At 33.0% G+C, this 25,200-nt stretch carries 22 protein-coding genes and 1 pseudogene; 20 read left to right on the top strand and 3 right to left on the bottom strand.

Translation table 11 applies throughout. From position 1 onward, the window contains the following. Positions 1-125 precede the first annotated feature (125 nt). Positions 126-764: a GntR family transcriptional regulator gene (locus tag BM183_RS01685; RefSeq protein WP_091683970.1), complete on the bottom strand. Its 639-nt coding sequence runs from the start codon at positions 762-764 to the stop codon at positions 126-128. 535 nt (positions 765-1,299) lie between these two features. On the opposite strand from BM183_RS01685, the gene BM183_RS01680 reads away from it, so the two are divergent. From BM183_RS01680 to BM183_RS01630, 11 genes are all read left to right on the top strand, one after another. Further along, a complete protein-coding gene (locus tag BM183_RS01680; RefSeq protein ID WP_091683968.1) occupies positions 1,300-1,794 on the top strand; it encodes an L-2-amino-thiazoline-4-carboxylic acid hydrolase in 495 nt (164 codons plus the stop codon). Between the two features lie 51 nt (positions 1,795-1,845). Continuing rightward, complete coding sequence (locus BM183_RS01675) at positions 1,846-3,006, top strand: ABC transporter substrate-binding protein (protein ID WP_091683966.1); 1,161 nt, start codon at positions 1,846-1,848, stop codon at positions 3,004-3,006. A gap of 120 nt (positions 3,007-3,126) precedes the next feature. Further along, positions 3,127-4,002: a branched-chain amino acid ABC transporter permease gene (locus BM183_RS01670; protein WP_091683964.1), complete on the top strand. Its 876-nt coding sequence runs from the start codon at positions 3,127-3,129 to the stop codon at positions 4,000-4,002. After that, a complete protein-coding gene (locus BM183_RS01665) occupies positions 4,002-5,039 on the top strand; it encodes a branched-chain amino acid ABC transporter permease (protein ID WP_091683962.1) in 1,038 nt (345 codons plus the stop codon). The genes BM183_RS01670 and BM183_RS01665 overlap by 1 nt, the downstream gene beginning before the upstream one ends. Further along, on the top strand, positions 5,017-5,802 hold the full coding sequence (locus BM183_RS01660) for an ABC transporter ATP-binding protein (RefSeq protein WP_091683960.1): 786 nt from the start codon (positions 5,017-5,019) through the stop codon (positions 5,800-5,802). Before BM183_RS01665 ends, BM183_RS01660 begins: the two co-directional genes overlap by 23 nt. A gap of 1 nt (position 5,803) precedes the next feature. Continuing rightward, complete coding sequence (locus BM183_RS01655) at positions 5,804-6,514, top strand: ABC transporter ATP-binding protein (RefSeq protein WP_091683958.1); 711 nt, start codon at positions 5,804-5,806, stop codon at positions 6,512-6,514. Between the two features lie 46 nt (positions 6,515-6,560). Further along, on the top strand, positions 6,561-7,829 hold the full coding sequence (locus BM183_RS01650) for an L-cysteine desulfidase family protein (RefSeq protein ID WP_091683956.1): 1,269 nt from the start codon (positions 6,561-6,563) through the stop codon (positions 7,827-7,829). Between the two features lie 34 nt (positions 7,830-7,863). Further along, the gene (locus BM183_RS01645) at positions 7,864-8,658 is read left to right on the top strand and encodes an SDR family NAD(P)-dependent oxidoreductase (protein ID WP_091683954.1); all 795 of its coding nucleotides are present in this window, start codon (positions 7,864-7,866) and stop codon (positions 8,656-8,658) included. Positions 8,659-8,700: 42 nt separating this feature from the next. Continuing rightward, on the top strand, positions 8,701-9,195 hold the full coding sequence (locus BM183_RS01640; RefSeq protein WP_091683953.1) for an L-2-amino-thiazoline-4-carboxylic acid hydrolase: 495 nt from the start codon (positions 8,701-8,703) through the stop codon (positions 9,193-9,195). Positions 9,196-9,284: 89 nt separating this feature from the next. Beyond that, positions 9,285-10,214, top strand: coding sequence for a ribokinase (gene rbsK / locus BM183_RS01635; protein WP_091684127.1), 930 nt, complete (start codon positions 9,285-9,287; stop codon positions 10,212-10,214). Between the two features lie 176 nt (positions 10,215-10,390). Then, positions 10,391-11,176: a polysaccharide deacetylase family protein gene (locus BM183_RS01630; protein WP_091683951.1), complete on the top strand. Its 786-nt coding sequence runs from the start codon at positions 10,391-10,393 to the stop codon at positions 11,174-11,176. Between the two features lie 261 nt (positions 11,177-11,437). On the opposite strand, the gene BM183_RS01625 is transcribed toward BM183_RS01630, so the two are convergent. Then, positions 11,438-11,710: a type II toxin-antitoxin system Phd/YefM family antitoxin gene (locus BM183_RS01625; RefSeq protein WP_091683949.1), complete on the bottom strand. Its 273-nt coding sequence runs from the start codon at positions 11,708-11,710 to the stop codon at positions 11,438-11,440. Between the two features lie 1,305 nt (positions 11,711-13,015). Here BM183_RS01625 and BM183_RS01620 point away from each other — a divergent pair. Then, positions 13,016-14,557, top strand: a complete 1,542-nt coding sequence (locus BM183_RS01620) for a transglutaminase domain-containing protein (protein ID WP_170847855.1) — start codon at positions 13,016-13,018, stop codon at positions 14,555-14,557. A gap of 557 nt (positions 14,558-15,114) precedes the next feature. On the opposite strand, the gene BM183_RS20650 is transcribed toward BM183_RS01620, so the two are convergent. Then, entirely contained in the window at positions 15,115-15,402 is a 288-nt protein-coding gene (locus BM183_RS20650) for a hypothetical protein (protein ID WP_091683945.1), read from the bottom strand. An 819-nt stretch (positions 15,403-16,221) separates the two neighbouring features. Between BM183_RS20650 and BM183_RS01610 the strand changes: the two genes are divergently transcribed. The 8 genes and pseudogenes from BM183_RS01610 to BM183_RS01575 all read left to right on the top strand — a co-directional run bounded on the left by BM183_RS01610 (position 16,222) and on the right by BM183_RS01575 (position 25,189). Beyond that, positions 16,222-17,331 (top strand): hypothetical protein, encoded by a 1,110-nt coding sequence (locus tag BM183_RS01610; protein ID WP_091683943.1) that lies wholly within the window; start codon positions 16,222-16,224, stop codon positions 17,329-17,331. A 761-nt stretch (positions 17,332-18,092) separates the two neighbouring features. After that, a pseudogene (locus BM183_RS21440) lies at positions 18,093-18,335 on the top strand (polysaccharide deacetylase family protein); the annotation flags it as partial. A gap of 243 nt (positions 18,336-18,578) precedes the next feature. Next, on the top strand, positions 18,579-19,541 hold the full coding sequence (locus BM183_RS01600) for a phosphotransferase (protein ID WP_091683941.1): 963 nt from the start codon (positions 18,579-18,581) through the stop codon (positions 19,539-19,541). Between the two features lie 404 nt (positions 19,542-19,945). After that, positions 19,946-20,158 carry a hypothetical protein gene (locus BM183_RS01595; RefSeq protein ID WP_091683939.1) on the top strand — a complete coding sequence of 71 codons (213 nt, stop codon included), beginning with the start codon at positions 19,946-19,948 and terminating at the stop codon, positions 20,156-20,158. Positions 20,159-20,169: 11 nt separating this feature from the next. Next, positions 20,170-21,381 (top strand): RtcB family protein, encoded by a 1,212-nt coding sequence (locus BM183_RS01590; protein WP_091684126.1) that lies wholly within the window; start codon positions 20,170-20,172, stop codon positions 21,379-21,381. Between the two features lie 274 nt (positions 21,382-21,655). Continuing rightward, positions 21,656-22,213, top strand: coding sequence for a TetR/AcrR family transcriptional regulator (locus BM183_RS01585; protein WP_091683937.1), 558 nt, complete (start codon positions 21,656-21,658; stop codon positions 22,211-22,213). A 307-nt stretch (positions 22,214-22,520) separates the two neighbouring features. After that, entirely contained in the window at positions 22,521-23,096 is a 576-nt protein-coding gene (locus BM183_RS01580; protein ID WP_091683935.1) for an HdeD family acid-resistance protein, read from the top strand. Positions 23,097-23,119: 23 nt separating this feature from the next. Then, entirely contained in the window at positions 23,120-25,189 is a 2,070-nt protein-coding gene (locus BM183_RS01575; protein ID WP_091683933.1) for an efflux RND transporter permease subunit, read from the top strand. Positions 25,190-25,200: the final 11 nt, after the last annotated feature.

The following is a 25,200-nucleotide window of genomic DNA, read 5'->3' as shown; positions in this document are numbered from 1 at the left end:
TAGTTCTAATTGTTTAGGATAATTAGAACCATCTAGACTGGGATATTTGTAGTAAATATTAAAATAATACGTACTAAATTGCTTTACTTTTTTTCATCACTAGCAATGCAATCTCACGTTCTGTTTTAAATAGTCTTTTCATGGAATCCACTAAGATCCCATTCTAATGCTTTGATAGCACCATATTTGTCGTTAGATTTTAAGCATTTTATAAATTTTTCATGACATTCTGCACTAGTCTTGAATTGTGTTGTGTGCCACTTATCCCAATAAAATTGTGCATAGGCTCTAGTGAGAATAGATAGTGAAGATTTAATTGTATTATAGATATATTGATTTTTAAAAAAAGACATAAGTAATAAATGAAATCTAGAATTATTTTCCCAATGAACTATAGCATTATATTCTGTACAGTTAGCATAGTCTTCGGTAATAATTTGTTCAAGTTGAGCGATGTGATCGGGAGTAATCATATCCCAATAGCGAGATAAACATTCACACTCTAAGATGATTCTAAACTTTTGAATATCGCTTACATCTTTATCGGTTAATTTGATAATTTCATAACCATATCGAGGTATGCTACGCAGGATTCCTTCGTTACAAAGTTCTATAAGCGCTTCTCGTACAGGAGCTTTACTTGTTTTGAATTTCTCCATAAGACTTTTTTCGCTCAGGATTTGATCAGAAAGATACTCGCCTTTAATAATACCATCAAATACATCATTATATATTTTATCTTTTAATGTTTCAGATTTTTTCATTAAGAACCCCCCTGTTTTTTATGTACAGCGTTTGCTTTCGCTGTTTTTGGTAAGTCGGAAATATAGTGCACATATAGTATGTCATGCACTGATTGTTCGCATATTAAGTATTTTACCATAAGATATGATAAGTAGAAACAAGGTATGCAATGCAAGATTTTATTATGTGCTCAACAAAAACAGCAAGAAAAGTAATCATAATTAATATTATAACATTTCTAGTGGAACTCAATCAATATGACTAGAAAAAAATTAATTTTGGATTAAATTGTTTCATTTGAGATTTCCATCTTGCATAACAATACTCTATTTCTATTAGTTGAATTATGTTGCTAATCATATCAGAATATCTTGAGAAGGTCAATAAATAGTAAGAAAATATAATAAAACTGTTTAATATGTATATTAAAGTATGTTTAAATAATATAATCTATACATAATTACAAAAAAGTCTTGCAAATTTTAAATTTTCTGATATGATTAATAATATTATTATAGGTTTTTAACACTACATAATTATTTTAAGGAGGATATTATGGCAAAAATTAATAATTTGGCTTCAATCCAAGAGGAAAAAATTGATATTAATCGTGCTCAGATCGAGCATAGAGCAACATGGATGGGGTTAATATTTGATGAAGCTGAAAAAGCAGGATTAGACGCTGAGGGAATTACAAGAAGAGCAATTAAAAAATGTGGATGTATTCATGGAGAAGGCTTTAAATCACAATGTAATAATCCTAATGATTGTAATGATTTTAGGAAAGTATTCTTGGGAGAAGTGGGTGTAAAAACATTTGAAATGGATCATATTGAATCAACAGAAGATGAAGTAAAGGTAGAATTCCATTACTGTGCACTAGTCAATGCATGGAGAAAGTTGGGGTTTGATGATGAAAGATGTGCAAAACTATGTGATATTGCTATGGATGGTGACAGAGGTATTGCAGAAGCTATGGGGCTTACACTTGAGTTGACAGACACAATAGCAAAAGGTTGCGCATCTTGCAAATTAAGATTTCACAAATAGGGACAAGCTAAAATTAAAATATGAAATCATAAAATCAGGAGGTTATTACTTATGAAAAAACTAGTGGCTTTGGGGTTAACTTTAGTAATGGGTGTAGCATCACTTACAGGATGTGGGAGTAGCTCTTCAAGTGTGGCAGAAAAAGGTGGTACGATTAAACTGGGTGTTCTTGCGCCATTAACAGGCACAAACGCAGAGTATGGTAAAGGTTTTGAAATCGGGACAAAGATGGCAGTAGATAGGATTAATGCTGCAGGTGGAGTAAATGGTTACAAATTAGAATTAGAGGTGAAAGATTCAAAAGGAGACCAAAAAGAAAGTTCAGACTTAGCAAGAAAATTTGCAGATGATGAAGAAATAATGGCAGTTATTGGAGACTTTGCAAGCGGTTCATGTATGGCTAATGCTCCAATATTTGATGAGGCTGGCTTAGTACAACTTTCTCCAACAGCATCAAACCCAGATTATGCTGCTATGAGTAAGTATTGTTTTAGTATTATGGGTAGACAAGATGGTGAGGCACCATTTTTTTCTAAGTACATACTTAAAAAATATTTAAATGCACAAAGCGTTGGCGTTATTTACATCAATAGTGACTGGGGAAAATCTTGTTATGATAACTTCAAAAAAAGCGCAGATGAAGTAGGATTAAATATTGTAGAAACAGTAAACTACGTACAAGATGAGAAAGATTTTTCCTCTTTAATTACTAAATTAAAGGCTGCTAATCCGGACACAATTTGTATCATGGATCAAGGTGCGGTGCCTCAAATTATAAATCAAGTAAGAGGATCAGGATGGGATGTAAACATTACAACTTTAGGACCTGGAACATCAGAACAATTAATTGATTTATGTGGAGAGAATGCAGAGGGTATTTACCTTTCAACACCATTCTTTTTTGATCCGGCTGATCAAGATTCTATGGCATGGAAAGATGAATTTGTACAAAAGTCAGGATTTGAGCCAACTGTTCACCCGGCATGTGCTTACGATTGTGTTAATTTAATAGCAAAGGCAATAGAAGCTTGTGGTGATGGCGATGTTACAAGACAATCAATAAGAGATAACCTTGCTAATGTTGAAATGGAAGGAGTTACAGGACCTATTAAGTTTAATCCTGATGGTGATATTACAAGAAAATATCTTATATGTAGTGTGGAAAATGGAGAATATGTTATTAAAGAAGGATTTGATTATTCAGAGAAATAGAAAATCATCTCATCGATAAGCAATAAAAAAGTTGCAATATAACAAGGGTATCTCTAAAGAGGTTTCTGTATAGAGATACCCTTATAAATAAAATTAAGTTTCGATCTGGGAGGATTGTTCATGGAGTATTTATTCAATCAGATAATTAATGGATTGTGTCAAGGTTCTATATATGCATTGATGGCTGTTGGTTACTCTGTTGTTGTAGGTGTAGTTGGAATGGTTACATTTACACATGGTGAAGTCATTATGATAGGAGCCTTTGCTGCTTTCTATATATTTCAAGCATTTGGAAATAACCTTCTTTTAGGTTTGATTGCAAGCTTTTCAGCCTCATGGCTTATAGGTATGTTTGTTTATAAAGTGTGTTATGAACGGTTCTTTAATGCACCTAGACATATTTCATTAATATGTACAATTGGTGTAAGTATGTTAATTAAAAACTTAGCACAAATTATTTTTGGACCGAATCAAAAGCCTATGTTAAATGTGATAGAGAACAAATTTTTCGCATTAGGAACGATTCAAATTTCTTTGGTACAAGTTATTATTATTATAACCGTTGTAGTATTAGCAATACTATTATCTTTATTTATTAATAAGACTAGATGGGGAATTTCTTTAAGAGCGGTAAGTCAGGATAAAAGTGCTTCTTATTTAATGGGAATTAACGTAAAAAGAACTGCTATGATTGGAAATTGTGTTGGTTGTGGATTTGGTGGAGTAGCAGGTATGCTTTTGGCCATCTATTATCAGACACTTAGTGCAACAATGGGTAGTTCTCTAGGAATGAAAGCCTTTTCTTCATCTGTTCTTGGGGGATTAACAGACATTCGCTGCTCTGCATTAGGTGGTTTATGTATCGGTATTATTGAAAACTTAGGTATTACTATTACATCAGCAAGCTTTAGAGATGTGTTTGCATTTGGATTCTTAATTCTAATACTTATCATTAAACCGGAAGGTTTCGCTTCCAAGAAGGGAGTACGTCCGTAATGAAAAATATAATACAAAAGTGTAAAGAAATATACATAAAAAATAAAATAATTATAGTGGTTTTGGCGGCTATAATAACTTTAGTTTTACCTGTTTTAGTACCCAAAAGTTATTTTATGGGTATTATGTGTCGTATACTAATGTATGCAACCCTAGCTGGATCACTTAACGTTATCAATGGATATAGTGGACAGATGTGTATTGGACAAGCGGGATTCTTTTGCATCGGAGCATATTGTGAAGCAATACTTGCAACACGGTTTGGAATAAATTTTTGGATTATTATTCCTTTAGCAGGTTTGGTAACTGCAATAGTGGGATTGGGTATATCCCTACCAACTTTGAAGATGAAAGGAATTTACTTATCTATTGTGACACTTGGATTTTCAGAAATTGTAAGACTCACTGCACTTAATTGGGAGTCAGTAACAGGTGGCCCGATGGGGATTAAAGGAATTCCAACACCTAATTTATTTGGATTTGAAATAAGTAACTCTAAAACATATTATTTTATCTTTTTAGCAATAGCAATCTTATTTATTTTCGTAACAAAAAGGGTAGTGAAATCTAGAATAGGAAGAGCATGGTTAGCTATTAGAGAAGATCAGTTAGCAGCGAAATCATTGGGAGTAGAAGTTCCTAAATATAAAGCATTTAACTTTATGTATGGTGCATTTTGGGCAGGTGTAGTTGGTGCGGTTTATGCACCTTATGTAAGATTTATTGATTCTACATTCTTTACATTAGATGAAGGATTTAATATTCTATCCATGGTTATTATAGGTGGACAAGGAACACTAGTTGGACCTGTTTGTGGATCGGTAATTGTTAACTTATTGACTGAAGTACTAAGGCCTATCGGTGAATGGAGAATGGTTGCATATGCTATATTGATTATTGTAATGATGTGGTGGAGACCACAAGGGCTTGTTGGAGCTTCAGATAGTATTTTAGCAGGGGATAAGGGCAATGGTAAGAAACTAGAAAAGTCAAAACAAAAAGGAGGAGGAGCACATGGGGTCTCTGTTAGAAGCTAAAGGAATATGTAAGTATTTCGGCGGTTTAAAAGCTGTAGAAGATGTAAGCATGCATATCAACAAAGGAGATGTTTTTGGAATAATAGGGCCTAATGGTGCAGGTAAAACAACCTTTTTTAATATTTGTTCTGGGATATATACACCTACAAAAGGAGAAATATTACTGAATGGAGACAAAATTTCTCATTTGAAATCAGAACAAATTGCGCAAAGAGGAATGGCAAGAACATTTCAAAATATCCAGTTGTTTAAATATATGACAGTACTTGAGAATGTTAAGATTGGATTTCATATTCATACAAAAACAAAACTTTGGGACTCCGTGCTTCATACAAAAACATTCAAAGAAGATGAAGAGTTTACGGTACAAAAAGGATTAGAAATTATTGATAAAGTTGGCTTGTCTAAATATACAGATACAATGGCAGGCAACTTAGCTTATGGAATACAAAGGAAAGTTGAAATTGCAAGGGCACTTGCTTTAGATCCACAAATATTATTACTTGATGAACCAGCAGCTGGAATGAATCCACAAGAAACACAAGAATTAATGGAGTTTATCAAGATACTTAATGCAGATGGCTATACAATTGCTGTTATCGAGCATGATATGAAGTTTGTAATGAATTCTTGTAATAGAATACTAGTCTTAAACTTCGGACAGAAAATATGCGAAGGAACACCTGATGATGTTAAGTCTAATCAACAAGTTCAGGAAGCATACTTTGGTAAAGGAATTATTGCAGGAGAGGCGGTAAAATAAGATGCTTAAAATAGAGAATCTTTCTGTCAATTATGGATATATCAATGCACTTACGAATATTAACATTGAAGTAAAGCAAGGGGAAATTGTTACTTTGATTGGTGGGAATGGTGCTGGTAAAAGTACAACCCTTATGGCTATTTCTAATCTGAATGAAAAGTTAGAGGGCAAGATTACATTCAAAGAACAAGATATTACAAAAATGGCACCGGATAAAATTGTGAAAATGGGACTTAGCCACGTACCAGAAGGAAGAAAAATTTTTCCTGCTTTAACAGTGTATGAAAATTTAATTGCAGGAACTATTGGTAATCCTAAGCTAAGCAGAGATAAAATAAAACAACTTATAGAGGAAAATTATGTTCTTTTCCCAAGACTAAAGGAGAGATGGTCACAAGGTGGTGGAAGCCTTTCGGGTGGAGAACAACAAATGCTTGCGATTGCTAGAGGTCTTATGATGGATCCCGATATCATTATGTTAGATGAACCTTCTCTAGGACTTGCACCTATTATAGTCGAGGAAATATTTGAACTTATTCTAAAGATTAGAGAGAAAGGGAAAACCGTTCTTTTAATTGAACAAAATGCATCGATGGCACTATCTATAGCAGATAGAGGATATGTGTTAGAGACAGGTAACATTATTTTACAAGGAAAAGGAAAAGACCTATTAGTTGATCCTGAAGTTAAGAAAGCATACTTAGGAGCATAATAGATTCATATTATAAAAGCGAGGAAAAAAAGAGGAGATTGCACTATTGGAACATGAAATTTATGACAATTATGTTGCTATACTAAAGAGTGAATTAGTTCCAGCACTAGGGTGTACAGAACCTATTGCTTTAGCTTTTGCAGCTGCAAAAGCTAAAGAGGTACTAGGATATATGCCGGAAAAAATAAAAATGTATTGCAGTGGCAACATTATTAAGAATGTAAAAGGTGTAACGGTTCCTAATTCAGGGGGACTGAAAGGTATTGATGTAGCTGCGACTTTAGGTGTTGTAGGTGGAAGAGCTGACAAAGCACTTGAAGTATTGCAATTCATCACTATCAAAGATATTGAAAAAGCAAAAGAACTCATAGGTCAAGGGTTTTGTGAATGTGAACTTATAGATGGATCAGAAAATCTACATATTATTGCTGAGGTTATTTGTAAAGATGAAATGGCATCTGTAGAAGTAAAAGACAAGCATACGTACATTACTAAAATAATTAAAAATAACCAAGTGGTTTTTGAAAGAAACGAACCACAAGTAGAGGAGAGTAATGGTAACAAAGAACTGCTCAATGTGAAAGATATTATTGAGTTTGCTAACACAGTGCCTATTGAAAGAATAAGTGAGTTATTAGAACAACAAGTAGAACTGAATACACGAATAGCAAAAGAAGGTATTGAGAATGGATATGGAACTGAAGTAGGAAGAACAATTATGGAATATTACGGTACAGATGTGCGTACAAGAGCAAGGGCTATGAGTGCAGCAGGGTCTGACGCAAGAATGAGTGGATGTGCATTACCCGTTGTTATTAACTCGGGAAGTGGTAACCAAGGAATTACGGTATCAGTACCTGTTATTGAGTATGCAAAGGAAATGAATGCAAGTAAAGAGCTATTATATAGAGCATTAGCAATTGCTAACCTAATATCCATTCATCAAAAACGCTATATAGGTAGTCTATCAGCATACTGCGGAGCAACAAGTGCAGGCTGTGGAGCTGGTTGTGGCATTGCCTATTTAAATGGTGGTGGATACAAAGAAATTTCTGAGACAATTACAAATACAATTGCTAATATAGGCGGTATGGTATGTGATGGAGCTAAGCCTTCTTGTGCAGCTAAGATTGCGTCAGCTGTGGATGCCGGAATTTTAGGCTATTTTATGAGTGCTAATAATAAAGTATTTGCAGCAGGCGAAGGACTTGTTGAAGAGGATGTTGAAAAAACGATTCAAAACCTTGGTAGAATGGGGAGAGAAGGTATGCGTTCAACGGATGTAGAAATTCTCAATATAATGATTGGAAAATAGACAATAGAACTTTCATTTTCGCGGAGGTACTACAATGGATTTAAAAATGAGTAAGAAAGTTGCTGTTATCATTGGCGCTAGTAAGGGAATAGGTTTTGCTACGGCAAAGGCTTTTCTGAATGAGGGTGCAATAGTTGCTATTTGTGCCAGAAATAAAAATGAACTAGAGAAAGCGAAAGAAACATTAAGTACCTATGGAGAAGTGTACGCAGCTCCAATAGATGCTACTAGAATGGAAGAGATTAATATTTTTGCAGACCAAGTGTATAGTCAATATGGACATATTGATTACTGGATAAATAATGTAGGAGCAACTATAGAAAAACAAGGAGAATATTATACAAATCAAGAGATTGATTGGATAGTAGATGTTTGTTTTAAAACGGTTATTTACGGATGCCAAGCAGCATCTAAATATATGGTCAACACGGGAGGAAGCATTGTAAATGTAAGTTCTTTAGCGGCAAGATGTGGAACGGTTGGACGAAGTACCCTTTACGGTCCATTAAAGTCAGCAGTATGTTCCTTATCTGTTATGTTTGCTGGTGAATTTGCTGCATATGGTATCCGAGTTAATTCCATATTACCAGGATTTACAACCACCCCCAAAGTAGAAGAAAGTATAAGTGAAAATGAACTTTTACATAATGCAGAGAATACCCTATTAAGAAGAGTTGCTACACCTGAGGAAATAGCAGGGCCTATTGTCTTCTTGTGCTCTCAACAAGCAAGCTATATTACAGCAACAAGTCTTGAAGTATCAGGAGGAAGAAGCGTAGTACTTAACCCTTCCTACTCCTATGACTTAAAGATAAGTAATCAAATTTAAATGGTTACAAATAAAAATAATAATACTTAGGAGGACACTAAAATGTCAATTAAACACAATCAACCACAACACACAGATTTTACAACAATGCAGTTAAGAGGTGCAGTAGAGCATAGGGCTACTTGGATGGCACTTATTCTCGATGAGGCTAAAAAACAAGGAATAGATTTTGAAAAGGCTGGAAGAGATGCTATTAGAAAATGCGGACATATTCATGCCAAGACATATAAAGCACAATGTGAAGATCCAACAAGTGCAGCAGATTTCGGTAAAGCATTCTTTCATGAGCAAGGTTCCAAAAATATGGAGATTGAAGTTATTGAATCAGATAAAGATCATGTAATTGCTGAATTTAAGCAATGTCCACTTGTTCAGGCATGGGAAAAGCTGGGGTATGAAGGTAAAGATTTAGAGCTTCTTTGTGATATCGCTATGGATGGTGATAGAGGTATAGCAGATGGTATGGGGCTTAAACTTGATATAGAAAAAACAATTGCAAAAGGTGATGGCGTTTGTAGACTTCACTTCCATAAATAATTTAAAAGTGCACTACCTTGTAATAGGTAGTGCTTTTTTCTCAAATAGTTAAGTGAATAAGTATCTTTTTATAGAAAGGTAAGAATATGATGAAAGAAAAAATAACTGTATTTGGAAGTTTTGCTGTTGATTTAATGGCAAGGACTCCTCATTTGCCTGTACCTGGTGAGACAGTAAAAGGATCCATGTTTAAAATGGGGCCAGGAGGCAAAGGATTTAACCAATGTGTGGCAGCTAAAAAGGCAGGTGCCAATGTAACTATGATAACAAAGCTGGGAAGAGATACTTTTGCCAACGTTGCATTAGATACAATGACTGCATTAGATATTCCGAAAGACCATATTATGTTCTCAGAAGATGTATCAACGGCTACAGCACTTATTATGGTAGATGAAACTACAAGTCAAAATGAAATAGTCGTTACATTGGGAGCCTGTGAAACAATTTCTAAAGAGGATATTGAAAAAGTAAAGAATGAGATTATAGAGTCAGATTATTTACTGGTACAATTGGAAGTTAATATAGATGCTGTAGAAAATGTAGTAAAAATAGCACATGAAAATGGTGTGAAGGTTATTTTAAACACAGCACCTGCAAGACCAATTGATGAAGCATTATTTAGTATGATAGATATTATTACACCAAATGAAGTTGAGGCTGAGATTTTAACGGGTGTGCATATATCGGATGAAACAAAGGCACAGGAGGCATGTAATATTTTCTTTGAAAAAGGTGTTAAGAATGTTGTTATTACATTAGGTTCTAGAGGCGTATTTGTTGCTACACCAGATGAAAGTAAATTTATACCAGCATTTAAAGTAAATGCTATCGACACTACAGGTGCAGGAGATGCTTTTAATGGGGGATTTTGCACTGCATTAGCTGAAGGAAAAAGCATTTGGGAAGCAGCTAAGTTTGGGAATGCGTTAGCTGCACTCTCAGTAACAAGGCTAGGAACTACGACTTCTATGCCAACTAGAGAAGAAATTGATGTACTTATCAAAGAGATAGTAGATTAAACCTACACAAGTGCAGTAGTATTAAATTTGAACTCTTTAATTTTAGCTTATTAGATGAAACTGCACTGGAAGGACTGGCAGCACTAGAAACCGGTAAGTATCGGAGAGAGAAAATCCAGTAATAGATACGAAAAACTTTCCATATATTATTATGAAGAATAATATATGGTGAAGCTATGGAAATTGATAATGAAGATAAGGAAAAATTAAGATTTTTTATAAAAACAGGTATTGTAGTGTTATCATTCCTTGCTATCTGTGCTTTTGGCATTAAATATATTCCTAAAGCCCTTTCCGTTACAAACTTAGCAAATGCAAGAGAACTTCCTATCTATTGTGTAAACTCTCCTGAGAAGAAAGTTGCTCTAAGCTTTGATGCCGCTTGGGGGAATGAGGACACAGCGGATATATTAAAAATTCTTGAGAAACATAATGTTAAAGTTACCTTTTTTATGACAGGAGGCTGGGTTGAAAAATATCCCGATGATGTAAAAGCAATTGCAGCAGCCGGTCATGACCTTGGGAATCATAGTGAGAATCACAAACATATGTCCCAGCTCTCTAAAGAGCAGTCCATAGAAGAGATTATGAAACCTCATAATAAGGTGAAAGAGCTGACGGGTATTGATATGAACCTCTTCCGGCCTCCATACGGAGATTATAATAATACATTGATTCAGGCTACAAGAGAGGCTGGTTATCATTGTATTCAATGGGATGTTGACAGTTTAGACTGGAAAGATTATGGTGCGAAATCTATCGTAGATACGGTAGTAAATAATAGCCATCTGGGAAATGGTTCTATCATACTTTGCCATAATGGAGCGAAGTATACGAAAGATGCCCTAGAATCTATGATTACAGGACTAAAGGATAAGGGCTATGAGATTGTTCCAATTTCCCAATTGATTTATACCGGAGAATATTATATGGATCATGAGGGAAGACAGTTTGAGAAGTAAATAGATTAATTCAGATACTAACTGGGGGTAACAGATGCTCCCAGTTACTTTTTTTATATAGGATACGAAGAATGAAAACTTGGTCTTGCATCTGGGATACCTGAAATTATATTATTCCGTTCCGGAAACTCTTCTAAGGATTTCACCTTAAGTTTAGTTTTTAATAGTAGATGATTTGCCGATTCCGGCTAACGCAGTTCAAATACGATATAGTCAAAGATTTCAAGCAAATCCCGCTGTGTGGTTTCTGCAATTACGATATTATAGCTTGACATCTTTATACCTTCCTTCAAATTCATCAAAAATTTCATCTGCATTTTTATAGTTCTTTTGTTTTACATCTTCCAGGCCTTGGTCTAGAAGTGTGCTTATTTCAAAACGACCCACAAGTTTTTCATAGGCTTCGATATCCAATACAATGAGATCGTCTTTTCCATTCTTGGTAATGTATACAGGTTCGGAATGGGTGTGGAAGTATTTGGATATTTGGTTATAAGAATTACGTAGGTCTGTGCTTGGTCTGATTGATGGCATATGGTTCACCTCTTTATATCGAGTATTATATAAATATTGATAGATATCAAGGTTAATACGAATTAATATATAAATACTAAATGATAGCCTATATAAATATTACAACTGTAAAATTCCTTGTGGATATTTGTAAAATATGTTATAATAATGGATACTTTTTTTGATTTAATAGTGAAAAACTCTTTATAAATCTTTATATTGATGGAGATTAAAGAATTTATTATTAAATTCATGAATGAATTTTTGGATGGAGATTTTGAAATTTCAACTTTGAGCAATTTTATGGTGACGTTATCTATGGATGCCTAATAGGAATTTTGATTGTGATGATACTAATTTGGCAAGAGTTATATATTGTCTTGTTTGGGGTGATAATTTTCATGAACTTACATTTGATAAATTTTTAATGGTTATTTTCGCGGAGATACCATAAATACGTTTGCTACATTACTTAGCCGGGATTTATGTAATAAAATGTTCAATCTAATGAGAGCTATGACAGATTAGAAATTGGAAAACTAAATGAGCCGAAGTTAGTTATAAACGATAAACAACTGATAAAAAAATTATTGAGTTTCGAAAATTGTATTGCACCATTGGAAATATGGCAGTTTTCCCAAATCACCCTGGAAGTATTGAAATAGCTCGAAAAGAGAAATTAGATGAAAAAACGTATAGAAACTCTAAACCAGCATAGAGGGAAAGGCTCCTACCCTTGCTACAACCCTGATTATGGATGTGTTCCAAGTTATAGAGATTACTTTGATGCGTTTCTCGTTGAACTAAAAAAATGTTTCTTGACCAGCACGAGGTGCGATAAGTACCTTTTTGATATATATGAAAACAATGAATATTATTTTTAAAATATTTACAAAAGGTGAAGATGGCTTTAAAGATTTTATCTATAAAATTTTTTTGATGCTATTTAGATAAATCCGGTAATCTAAAAGAATTTTCAGGTATTATGTTTGGTGGTGGGATGTTAATAAAACAAATACAAATGAGTACATTGTTTTTATTAATGAGTTTATTGATGAGAGTACATCAATTATCGAATATCGAGTAGATAAAAAGTTAGTATTAGGAATTAGCAAAGGTGCAAAATGAGCATAATCCATGTTGAGATAGGAGAATCATCCGTACTCGTCAACGGTAAAAAACTACTGTCATCAGAAAACAAAAGTTACTTTAAATGCGGGTAAAGACCATATCTACACATTTCAAACAATAAGTATTAGAAAACTAAGTAAAAGATTTATGCAGGTATCGATAAAATGGTACTTGACTAAAGCGGAGGTTAAACTTATGAAAAAACATTTATCAATAATGGCGTTAGTATTAACTTTAATTGTATATCCATATGGAATAGCAAGTGCTAAATATACTGTATATGATTACAGTTGGACAGATCCTGAATTTTTTTGTGATTATACAGTTACATTACCGAATAATACAAACTTAACTTTTAAATTTAATATTATAAAAGATGCAGATGTTAATACACCAGGTGAAGTTGAATTTCTATTCTATGATAATGACAATAATGAAGATGAATATGAAATTTTAATACCAGAAAAATTGCAATATAATAATTTTGAATATATTGTAACAAGATTTGGATGGGGTGATAAAACTAAAAATCTAACTATAAAACTTCCTAATACGGTAAGATGTATTCTTAAGGACTCATTTAATGAGATTGAAAATTTAAGTATTAATTTACCATCTTCTCTTGAAGAAATACAGGATAATACTTTTGTAAACTGTAAGATTAAAAGCGTAAGTCTTGATGAAGGTAACTACTATTTTAAAGTTGAAAATAATTCAATTTATAGTTCTGATGGAAAAATAGCATACCATATTAATGTACCTAATTCAGGATTAGTAAAGGTTAAAGAGGGGATAGAACATATTAGGGCTGGTGCTCTTCACGATAATTTAAAAGAATTGATTCTTCCTAAATCTCTTAAAATAATGGATGAATATATATATGATATACAATACATAGAGTTTAAAAGTAAGAACCCACCTGCTTTAAAAAGTAATTTACATCCACCCTATAGCGATGAGTATGAAAATTATATATTAGTTCCAAAAGGTTCTATAAAGTTTTATGAAAAAGCTAAATTTATAGGTGCAGGCAGAGCATTTTTTCCTTGGAGAATAAAGGAAGAAAATAAATTATATAATAAAACAATGAAATATTTAAAAAAAATAAGTACTACAAAAAAGTTAAAATCAGCTTTAGTTAAACCGAATGGATTAACGAATCAACAATGGAAACAAATTGTTAAAAAATCTGACGAAATAACAAAAGGTGCTAAAACAGATGAAGAAAAAGCGTTTAAAATCTATGATTGGATAATAAATAATTTTACATATGATTATACAGCAGTCGATAATAGTAAAGGTGAAGCTGGCACCGTAAGATATGCAATGGTCGTAAGAAAGAATTATGATATCAAAGCAAATTATACATACACTGCTTTTAAAAATAAAAAAGGAATTGATTATGCATTTGTAAATGTAACAACTGCGCTTATGAGAGCTGCTGGACTCCCCTGTCATACAATCCTTCCTGAAGATACAAATCAATCATGGGGCACACATTTTCCATTATATGTGAATATTGTGTTTTACAATAACTCATGGCACCTGGTAAATACAGCTAATGGTTGTATAAATTACGTGAATGACTTTGGTAAATATACTAGATATAACCAAAATTTTAATTATTTTAATTATAGTTGGAGGGCCTGGGCCTTACAGGAATACAATATACCTGCTATTATTGATGAAATTATACCTATAAAATCGACAGAAGAATGGTTGTATTCTAGAAAATAATAGATGCTCTGACAAATGACAAAGAAATCTCGTCTTTATCTGCAATGAAACATAACTAAGCCCTGTGAGAATTAGATACTCACAGGGCAATTTATCAATTTCAATTTTATCTTCAAATACCATGATTCTTTCAATAAACTTTGCTTACCACCAGTTTTTTCTCATCAAAGTTCAGCATATCATACTATATGAAAGTGTGTTGAAGCTTGTTTTCTGATTCTGGATTACGCTGTTTAATATAAGCTGTAATTACATCTTATATAATCCAAGAAACGTATATATGGGTTGGAAAAATCTTATAATTATTCTGATAAAAGCTTAGACGTCATTATTAATTTATTTTTATCAATATTCAATGTAATCATACGGGTAATAGATGATTGTATTCCGTCAAATTCGCCTGTCATTACGCAGTAGCCTTGTATTGGATAACTTTCTTTATATGGAGAATCATCAAAGAACATAAGTGTTTTTGATACTCGATCTCCATAAGCGCGAATAAAAAACTCAACCTTATTTACAAGCTCTTTATGTTTATTTGACGTTGTTGCAGGTGTTTAGTCATCAACAAGAAGTACTACATCTGAATATTTTTCTAACCGCGCTTCAATTCCGCATTTCGTTGCGGTAAAGTTTTTCTCTGCGGTATGACTAAGATTGCAATTAAATATCTGCGTCATACTCATGGCAATACTTGTTTTCCGAGAATTTGTTTCGCCGATTAGTCCCAAAGCAAATTGTAACGGTAATCCAGCGACATTATATAATGTAGTAAGAACACCTAGATGTATAAATAAATCTAACATGATTGAAATATTTGTTATTATGGACGAATGGAAGAACACTATGAGCTGCTGTGAACGGACACTGCTGCCGCAGCATAATTATAATAGACAAATATGCATACTTTATTCCTGTTAATGGAATGGATGATGGAATAGATTTTAATAATCTGGAAGAGGTTTTAGACTGTATTAAAAAAAATTATAATGTTGTAGAATAATGAAATAAGAAATACGGATTACTCAAGTGTGATTGGTCATAACTTTCACAATGATTATTGGGTATATCAGTAGTTTAAAAAGTGCTGTTCCTTTTTTTACTCCGAAGATGTAAATAGATTAATACAGAGACTAACTGGGGGATAACAGATGCTCCCAAAAATGCGATATAGTCAAAGATGTACTATTAGTACCTTGGATAACTGTATTTAGAATGAATGAAAATCCTTCTTATTTACCATGATTTAACATTGTTCAAAGTTTTTATAGGATATAATAATTTGCATTAAAATATTGAGTAAGTAATAATATATGCTATAATTTACCTATAGGGTTTTTGATTTGGCTAAATTTACTTACACTTTGCTATTTACAACATAGAAAACTCATCAAGAGTATGTTTTTTAGAGGCCTTAACTCCAGCATTTTAAGGGTCCAATTCTTGAAATGCGACCTCATTAGTAGTGTTTTTTATTGATTACACTCCTAATTAAACTTCAATATTGGAATACGGGAGTACTCTTTCTATCAGTGCTTGCGGATAGAACAATTTGTTAAATGATGTTTGAGTATATGAGAAGAAAAGTAAAAAGTAAGACTCAATAAAATGACTTACGTTATAGTATATAGCAAAAAAACAAACAATAACAAAGGAGGAAGCTTATGCCAAAACTTAAAAAAAGCCATTTCTATTATGGAGCAATCTTAGATGCTATTTTTCAATATAATGAAGATGCATCACCTGCACTGATATTAAATGATGAAGACACAAGGCAGGCATATAAAATTTTAACAAACACATCTAGACAGGAATGTATTGTATTTTTTAAGTATGCTAGTCAGCCTAAAGCGTTCAACAGAAATGAAAATTACTCTAGTTGGTTATTTACTTTTTCTGATGATGATAAGGAAAGAATATATAATTATTATAATAATGACCATTTACCAGTTTTTATATATTTATTATGTAGTAAAAAAGAATTGAAGAACAGTGAAATCGTAGTACTTAAGTATGACGAATTTTTAAAAGTTGAGGATAATAAATCTATTACTATAGGTGTGGAAAAAAATAAAAATAGCTTTTATTTATTTTTACCTATATCTAGGTCAAAAGATGATGCTATACAAATTCAAAGGAATAGGATAGAAAAAACATTTGATGAATTGATTAATGAAGTTATAAAGGAAAAACCGCGACTCTATCGACAAAAACAAATGAAAAGAGATAAAATGACCTTTGAGTCTCTGATTTTTAATGAATTACTTATTTATTCCCAAAGTAGTAATTGCCCAATATGTGATCATAAATTAGAAACTTGTACCATATCAAATGAGAAAGATAAGATTATAGCCAGGAAGTGTTCTGGTTGTATGCATATATTTCTTAATAAAAAACAATACAAAAAAGTCTATGAATATACTGGTGGAAGAAAACTTATAGCTGATTTATCTATTATGGATTTTGAAGATGAACAGCTAGAGCTAGAAGATAATGTGAACCCTAAAGGTGAATTTGAAAAAATAAAGTTGAAAGATACAAAAACAGATACAATTTATTTTATGAATAAAGAAAGCACAAAATGTCCAATTCATAATTCAAAGATGGATGTTAAATTAATGAATTTTGGAAAAAAGATTAAAGATACAATATATTTTTGTAGGCAGTGTAATAAGCATATTGTATCTAAATCACATATGGATTATTTATTAAGACAATCAAAGAATTGTTACGAATTAAAGAAAATAAAGTATATAGAATTAGAACATATATAAATTATTTGATGTACATAGCGAGCCTTATTCTAATAAAATCTATCTAAGAATTAAGAAGTCTAATCATAGTACATTTCAAAATTAAGTTTAACTTGTTATGTAAAGTTTCGAATGTGTAAAATGTTTTTTAAGGGGGGAATATGATCGAACCAGGAAATATATACAAGTTAAAAAAGGAATTAAGTATTCCAAGTTATATCATTCAAAATATTCTTTATATAAAAAAGTAAATGATAAATATTCTTTAGTTGCCAATATTTTAGCAAATCCACTATTAGGATACTTAAGATATAAAGATCATAACAAAATGCTTTATATTGATTGTAGAGCTTTTCACCAGATTAAGACAAATAAAATTATTAGCTAACCAATTATGGTAATGAAAAAGAATGATGAAGTTATCAAAAATACTATTAAATTGAACAATACAGTAAAAAAGAAATTGGAATCACTTGAAGGATTAATAAGTATTTACGCAAAGAAGTAGAATTAGCAAGATTAAATAAAAAAGATTATTCAGAACTATCTAAAAAAATTGAAGAACAACAAAAGATAAAACAAGAATTATTTTTAGCATCTTATGGAATAGAGAGTCCTAAGAAAAGTAAATTAATTCATATAAACAATAGTTTAAATTTCTACACGAGATTTAAAGAAGTTCCATCTATTTATGTAAAATTTTATAGAGGATAACTAAATTTAAAGCTGGGTTATTATTATAATAAACCCTTACCTACTCTAGTTTTAAAGTTGTTGCGTATGTTGACAGTTTAGACTGGAAAGATTATGGTGCGAAATCTATCGTAGATACGGTAGTAAATAATAACCATCTGGGAAATGGTTCTATCATACTTTGCCATAATGGAGCGAAGTATACGAAAGATGCCCTAGAATCTATGATTACAGGACTAAAGGATAAGGGTTATGAGATTGTTCCAATTTCCCAATTGATTTATACCGGAGAATATTATATGGATCATGAGGGAAGACAGTTTGAGAAGTAAATAGATTAATTCAGATACTAACTGGGGGTAACAAATGCTCCCAGTTACTTTTTTTATATAGGATAGGAAAGTGCTGTATTAGGGAGAAAAGTAAAATCGTGATAAAAAAGAGAAAATAGTTTCACTAGTAACTTAGCCTATATGTATTTTTTCTAGAAAATGGTATAATTCTAGTGAATTTAATTTAATAGATTCTAAACGGCATAGAGCAGTTGGGTTATATATTAAGAAAGGGGATATTTAATGAAAGGTGTTTTTACAGAGATAGTTACAGATATTAACCAAATAAATATGTTCAAAAAAGTTATGGGAGAAATCAGACCAATACTTTCGGAGCAAATGCATATCGAACGTTTTCACGACAATGGGGAAGGTGTAGACAGAGCCTATAATGTTTACAAAATATCAGTAGACGAGCAGACATATATTCTGAAAAAGTCAGATGACTACGAGGCAGAAGTTTATGAAAAGTTTCTTGTAGGTAAAAACCTTCCTGTACCAAACTTTTTGGGTTGGGCTTACGTTAACAATACAAAGTGGATATTAATTGAATATATTGTTGGAACAGATTTAAGAATGTTTAATAAAAACATGGCCTATGGGTGTACCGACAGTCTTTCCCGCATTTTTAATATGTACTGGCAGGAAAAAGACTTTGAAGAAAATAAGTTAGATAATCGTTTTGAAAGATATTGGACAAGAATAAATAAAAGGTCAGAATGTCTTGTAAATGAGCCAAAATTATCTTCTGCATATCGTGCTTTTTTAGACAGACAGTTAGTTTGTCCACGCACTTTATGTAATGGAGATTTCTTGCAATGCAACGTAATAGAAAATAATAAAGACATTATTTTAATTGACTGGGCTTTCGCTGGAATTATGCCCTACTCCTTGGATATTGCCCGTTTAATATCTCATGGTTCAAAAAAGTTTTTTCCTTTTCCATTTTATATGACCGATGAATACCGAAATATTTTTCTGAAAGGTGTATATGATAAATTGGTATTTAAACCTGATTATAAACAATTTATATGGGATGTATTGCTTTCATGTATAAATGAGTGTATTGAGTTTATAGAGAGAGAATTAAATGATAAATCTATAGAAAGAGATGAAGTCTTCACTTATTATTATAAGAATGCAGAGACTTTGGCTAATATTATTTTAAAAGGTAAAGAACAGTTAAATTTTTATAAATATGACTGACTTGCTTTCACAAAATGTCTGAGATAGATATCAAGACTAAATTTTTTGCATCTTTACAATATGAAAATAATGTGTTATATTAAATTACTAGGAATTGTAAAAAAATATTACAGAAAGGAGACATTGCTATGAAATCAATCAGTATATTTAACAAAGTAAAAAACACACTAAGTTTAAAACAGAATTATGATACATGCTATAGTTTTAATGATACCTGGATTTCATACAATGGAATCCAGCAGTAAGTTAAAGATATGAATCGATAGCATGTTTAAATGCTATCGGCAACTATTATAAAAGAAATAGCAATTGGAGCCGATTATTGTTGATACCAGATTATCACATAATAATTGGCTCTTTTTATGTCCTATTAGGGAGTTATTATAACAGGAGGAATAAATATTATGGCCATATATAGAGAGGCAGTTTGTATCAATTACATTGCATTAGGTCAATGTAAAAAGGGCAGAGATGCATGCCATGAACATTATTGTCAAAAATGCGATAAATATTACCCAAGAGCAAAAGTTAAAAATACAAACAGGAAAAAGCGAGTCAGCAAAAATAATCACAAACTGGATGATTTAAAGGAATTTACTAGGAGAATTAATTACTAATGGAGGAAATTATGGAGATTATAGAAGGAAAGTATAATATTGCCAAGGTCTATACGGAAGTTGTGGAGGAAACTGCTCTTGAACAGATTAGAACCTTGTGTAATCAAGAATTTGTAAAGGATTCAAAAATCAGAATTATGCCGGATGTTCACGCCGGTGCAGGCTGTACCATCGGAACAACAATGACACTTAAAGATTGTGTGGTTCCCAACCTTGTAGGAGTTGATATCGGGTGTGGTATGGAAACCATTCAAATAAAGAATTCCCATATTGAATTGCAGAAGCTGGATAAACTTATCTATGAGAAGATCCCGTCAGGCTTTAATATCAGGAGTTCGGTACATAAATACAATGATGAAATTGATTTGAATATGCTAAGGTGTAAAAGGGAAGGCAGAATTAATTTAGACAGAGCAGTCAAATCTTTGGGAACCCTTGGGGGAGGCAATCATTTTATTGAAGCTGATAAGGATGAAGAAGGTAATATATTTATTGTAATTCACTCAGGTTCCAGGCATCTTGGATTGGAGGTGGCCAATTATTATCAGGAGCTTGCATATAAGTCATTGAATGGCAATACTGCAGATGATATAAATCAATTAATTATAAATTGTAAAACAGCCGGAAGAGAAAAAGAAATACAGAGAGGAATTGATGATCTGAAGGCACAAGTACGGACTGAAATTCCCAAATCGCTTGCTTATTTAGCAGGACCTCTTATGGAAGATTATATCCATGATATGAAGATTGTCCAAAGATTTGCTTTGTTGAACAGAAAGGCAATGATGGATGAGATTATCAGAGGATTAAAGCTAAAGGTAGAGGATGAATTTACCACCATACATAACTATATTGATACAGAGGCAATGATTCTTAGAAAGGGTGCAGTTTCTGCAAAGAAAGGGGAAAGGCTGTTAATTCCCATTAATATGAGGGATGGCTCACTTATTTGTATTGGTAAAGGTAATGAAGACTGGAACAATTCAGCACCCCATGGGGCAGGAAGACTTATGTCCAGAATAAAAGCTAAGAGCACCTTTACTGTATCAGAATTTAAGAAGCAGATGAAGGGAATCTATACCACATCGGTAAATTCGGATACATTGGATGAATGCCCTATGGCATATAAGGATATGGAGGATATTGTAAAGAATATTGGTGATACAGCAGAAATAATAAAAATTATCAAACCAATCTATAATTTTAAGGCAGGGGATGAATAATCTTTTGTGCAAAGAACTGCTCCTTACAGATATTTTATTATTTTTCTATATTCCTGATACTTGCATTTTTTGGAGAATATGTAATAATAATTCTTAAAAGTAAAAAAAGAAGGAAGGGTAATATTATAATTACACCGAATCCATACTGGGATAATTTATTATGTATAAGTTCTATATGCATAAAGTATACATTTAACAGCAATGTGGAGTAGTGATTTTAATTGCTCCCCTAGGTGACAAAATAAATTAAATGCAGGAAAAGGAGAGAAAGAATATGGCTTCTTTTACAAGAAAAGCTATCATAGAATCATTTCTGAAGTTACTTAATGAACGTCCGTTGAATAAAATTACTATAAAGGATATTGTAGAGGATTGCGGTATCAACCGTAACTCTTTTTATTACCATTTTGAAGATATGTCATCATTGGTAGAAGAAATCATGGTGGAAGAAGCCGACAAAATCATAGAGAAATACGGAGATATCAGTTCTCTTGAAGAATGTCTTTGTGTTGCCATAGATTTTGCCGTAAAGAATAAAAAGGCAGTTATGCATATCTACAGTTCTGCCAGCCGTGAAGCATATGAAAGGTACTTAAACAGGGTATCTGAATATGTTGTAACGAAATATATAGATACCTTTGTAGATATTCCGGCCAAAGAGGAAGATAAAGAAATAATAATCAAATTTTTCAAATGTGAACTAATCGGATATATACTGGACTGGATGTCTGACGGTATGCGGTATGATATAAGAAATCAAGTACGGCGTATATGTGAACTCTTTGAAGATACAACAAGAATTGCTTTTGAAAGAAGTGCTGGAAAGCTATAAATACCAAATCATGAGCAAAAATGTATTAATGATTGTGCTCCGCTGAGAAATCGCAAGTAACCGGATTTCCCAGCGGAGCTTTCTGATATTATAAATTAGACAAACAAGAAGTTTTGTCTGCTTTTTCACCATTGCCTTGTAAATGTCTATATTTTGGTCATTCCACGCCCCGTGCCTAGTTTTAGGGCACGGGGCTTTTCTTGCCTATTTTATTTTTCCAAAAACTTCATTAAAATAGATTTCAGTTTGAAAACAGCTAGTTTGTTTGAACACTAATAAATTACAGTTAAGAAAGGAAGTGAACCTGATGCATTCAACAAAGCCGATCCAGACTGCAAAAACCGGATATATTGTTATGTCTTTGCTGCTTTGCATCCTCGGGATAGTAATCATTATACACCCTGAGGTTTCTGCCAACACACTCTGTATTATGATTGGTGTGCTGCTTATTTGTTATGGAATATTCAAAGTAATTGGGTACCTGTCAAAAGACTTATTCCGTCTTGCATTTCAATTTGATCTGGCCTTTGGTCTGTTGGTTGTAACCGTAGGAATTATTATGATTCTGCGCCCTACTCATATGATTACATTGGTTAACTTTGTTCTTGGTATCATCATTTTGTCTGATGGGCTTTTTAAAGTGCAGATTGCCATAGATTCCAAAAAATTTGGCATTCGTAAATGGTGGTTGATTACAATTCTTGCGGTTATCGCTATTGCTTTCGGTATACTTTTAATGATCGATCCCTTTACCAGCACAAACCTGCTTATGATTATGCTTGGAAGTGCATTGCTGGCTGAAGGATTTCTTAATTTCTGTGTCATGCTATTTACAGTTAAAATCATTAAAAATCAATACCCGGAAGCCAATAATAATCAATAGGAAATGAAGGAGGAAAATAGATTATGAAATTTGGGAAAGTGGTTGTAAAACACCGCATACCAATTCTGATTATTGCTGCCATTCTGATGATTCCCTCTATTTTCGGTATGGCATCTACCAGAATTAATTATGATATGCTTAATTATTTGCCGGAGGACATGGATACGGTCATCGGCCAGAATGAGCTTCTGGATGATTTCGGAAAAGGTGCTTTTTCATTTGTAATATTAGAGGATATGTCAATAAAAGATGTATCCGCATTAAAAGCAAAAATTGAGAAAGTGGAACATGTTGAAACTGTGCTATGGTATGATAGCATGCTAGATATTTCGATTCCTATGGAATTATTGCCGGAGAAGGTTTATGATGCCTTCAATTCGGAGAATTCAACTATGATGGCCATCTTCTTTAATACTTCTACTTCATCTGATGATACCATGGATGCCATCCGGGAAATTCGTTCCATTGCCGGAGAGCAGTGTTTTGTATCCGGCATGTCCGCTTTGGTAACGGATCTTAAGGATTTGTGTGAGAAAGAAGAACCGATTTATGTGGCTATTGCTGTTATTCTTGCCTGTATAGCCATGATGGTATTCATGGATAGCTGGCTGATACCCTTTATTTTCCTGGGGAGCATTGGCATATCCATACTGCTGAATATGGGTTCCAACTATTTCCTTGGAGAAATCTCATACATAACCAAAGCCCTTTCAGCTGTTCTACAGCTTGCGGTTACTATGGATTACTCCATTTTTCTATGGCATAGCTATAACGAACAAAGATCCCGCTATTCAGATCATAAGGAAGCCATGGCAACAGCCATTAATGAAACTCTCATTGCTGTAATTGGAAGTTCTATGACTACCGTAGCAGGATTCATTGCACTATGCTTCATGAGTTTTACTCTTGGAAAGGACCTTGGCATTGTAATGGCTAAAGGTGTTCTTCTAGGGGTGTTAGGCTGCGTTACAATTCTTCCTTCAATAATAATTTTGATGGATGGACCTCTGCAGAAAACAAAACATAAACCGTTGATTCCCAGTATGGATAAACTTGCTCACAAGGTAACCAAGGTGTTTCCGGTATTTCTTGTAATCTTTGCAGTTCTTATTGCGCCTGCTTATTATGGATACAGTAAAACCAATAAAGAAGTTTACTATGATATGGGTGAGAGTTTGCCTGAGGATATGAAGTATGTCATAGCCAACTCAAAACTCAGTGAAGATTTTAATATAGCATCTACCCATATGCTTCTTGTAGATTCCAATCTGCCGGATAAATCCGTCAAGGCCATGATAAAGAACATGGAAGGTGTGGAAGGAGTAAAATATGTACTAGGCTTAAAGTCAGTATTAGGTTCCCGGGTTCCGGAGGAAATTCTCCCAGAGTCCTTAACAAGTGCTTTAAAAAGTAACCAATGGGAATTATACCTTGTTAACTCCGAATATAAGGTAGCCAGTGGTGAGGTAAATGAACAGATTGATAAGATGAACAAGATACTGAAAGAATATGATAAAAACGGTATGTTAATTGGTGAAGCTCCCTGTATGAAGGACATGATTGAAACAACCGACAGAGACTTTAAGGTAGTAAATGCAGTTTCTATCATTGCAATATTTATCATTATTGCATTAGTGGAAAAGAGTTTTACGCTGCCTTTTATACTGGTTGCAGTTATAGAACTGGCTATTTTTATAAACCTGGGCTTGCCCTATTATTTTAACCAGTCTCTGCCCTTCATAGCGCCTATATGTATCAGTACCATTCAGCTTGGAGCAACGGTAGATTATGCAATTCTCATGACTACAAGATATAAAGCGGAACGTCATAACGGCTGTGATAAGCATGATGCTATAACAACTGCCCTTGCGGCATCAATTCCATCTATTATTGTAAGTGCCATGGGTCTGTTTGCAGCCACCTTTGGGGTTGCAGTATATTCTGACATTGACATTATAAGTTCCATGTGTATGCTGATGGCAAGAGGTGCAATTATCAGTATGTTATGTGTAATCTTTATACTACCTTCTGCTTTTATGCTGCTGGATCGGTTTATTTGTGCCACAAGTATGGGTTTTAAACCGGAAAAATAAGAAAAGTATAA

The sequence above is a fragment of the Anaerocolumna aminovalerica genome, assembly GCF_900115365.1.
Taxonomy (GTDB): domain Bacteria; phylum Bacillota; class Clostridia; order Lachnospirales; family Lachnospiraceae; genus Anaerocolumna; species Anaerocolumna aminovalerica.
The sequence above is the reverse complement of the archived record's forward strand: the minus strand, read 5'-3'. Positions and strand labels throughout refer to the sequence as shown.

What these genes read in the sequence shown, in the direction of transcription:
- rbsK (WP_091684127.1), top strand. Translation starts at nt 9,285, where the DNA reads ATGAAAGAAAAAATAACTGTATTTGGAAGTTTTGCTGTTGATTTAATG.
- BM183_RS01655 (WP_091683958.1), top strand. Translation starts at nt 5,804, where the DNA reads ATGCTTAAAATAGAGAATCTTTCTGTCAATTATGGATATATCAATGCA.
- BM183_RS01645 (WP_091683954.1), top strand. Translation starts at nt 7,864, where the DNA reads ATGGATTTAAAAATGAGTAAGAAAGTTGCTGTTATCATTGGCGCTAGT.
- BM183_RS01685 (WP_091683970.1), bottom strand. Translation starts at nt 764, where the DNA reads ATGAAAAAATCTGAAACATTAAAAGATAAAATATATAATGATGTATTT.
- BM183_RS01600 (WP_091683941.1), top strand. Translation starts at nt 18,579, where the DNA reads ATGAAAGGTGTTTTTACAGAGATAGTTACAGATATTAACCAAATAAAT.
- BM183_RS01585 (WP_091683937.1), top strand. Translation starts at nt 21,656, where the DNA reads ATGGCTTCTTTTACAAGAAAAGCTATCATAGAATCATTTCTGAAGTTA.
- BM183_RS01575 (WP_091683933.1), top strand. Translation starts at nt 23,120, where the DNA reads ATGAAATTTGGGAAAGTGGTTGTAAAACACCGCATACCAATTCTGATT.
- BM183_RS01620 (WP_170847855.1), top strand. Translation starts at nt 13,016, where the DNA reads ATGAAAAAACATTTATCAATAATGGCGTTAGTATTAACTTTAATTGTA.
- BM183_RS01595 (WP_091683939.1), top strand. Translation starts at nt 19,946, where the DNA reads ATGGCCATATATAGAGAGGCAGTTTGTATCAATTACATTGCATTAGGT.
- BM183_RS01630 (WP_091683951.1), top strand. Translation starts at nt 10,391, where the DNA reads ATGGAAATTGATAATGAAGATAAGGAAAAATTAAGATTTTTTATAAAA.
- BM183_RS01610 (WP_091683943.1), top strand. Translation starts at nt 16,222, where the DNA reads ATGCCAAAACTTAAAAAAAGCCATTTCTATTATGGAGCAATCTTAGAT.
- BM183_RS01625 (WP_091683949.1), bottom strand. Translation starts at nt 11,710, where the DNA reads ATGCCATCAATCAGACCAAGCACAGACCTACGTAATTCTTATAACCAA.
- BM183_RS01580 (WP_091683935.1), top strand. Translation starts at nt 22,521, where the DNA reads ATGCATTCAACAAAGCCGATCCAGACTGCAAAAACCGGATATATTGTT.
- BM183_RS01675 (WP_091683966.1), top strand. Translation starts at nt 1,846, where the DNA reads ATGAAAAAACTAGTGGCTTTGGGGTTAACTTTAGTAATGGGTGTAGCA.
- BM183_RS01665 (WP_091683962.1), top strand. Translation starts at nt 4,002, where the DNA reads ATGAAAAATATAATACAAAAGTGTAAAGAAATATACATAAAAAATAAA.
- BM183_RS01680 (WP_091683968.1), top strand. Translation starts at nt 1,300, where the DNA reads ATGGCAAAAATTAATAATTTGGCTTCAATCCAAGAGGAAAAAATTGAT.
- BM183_RS01660 (WP_091683960.1), top strand. Translation starts at nt 5,017, where the DNA reads ATGGGGTCTCTGTTAGAAGCTAAAGGAATATGTAAGTATTTCGGCGGT.
- BM183_RS01670 (WP_091683964.1), top strand. Translation starts at nt 3,127, where the DNA reads ATGGAGTATTTATTCAATCAGATAATTAATGGATTGTGTCAAGGTTCT.
- BM183_RS01590 (WP_091684126.1), top strand. Translation starts at nt 20,170, where the DNA reads ATGGAGATTATAGAAGGAAAGTATAATATTGCCAAGGTCTATACGGAA.
- BM183_RS01640 (WP_091683953.1), top strand. Translation starts at nt 8,701, where the DNA reads ATGTCAATTAAACACAATCAACCACAACACACAGATTTTACAACAATG.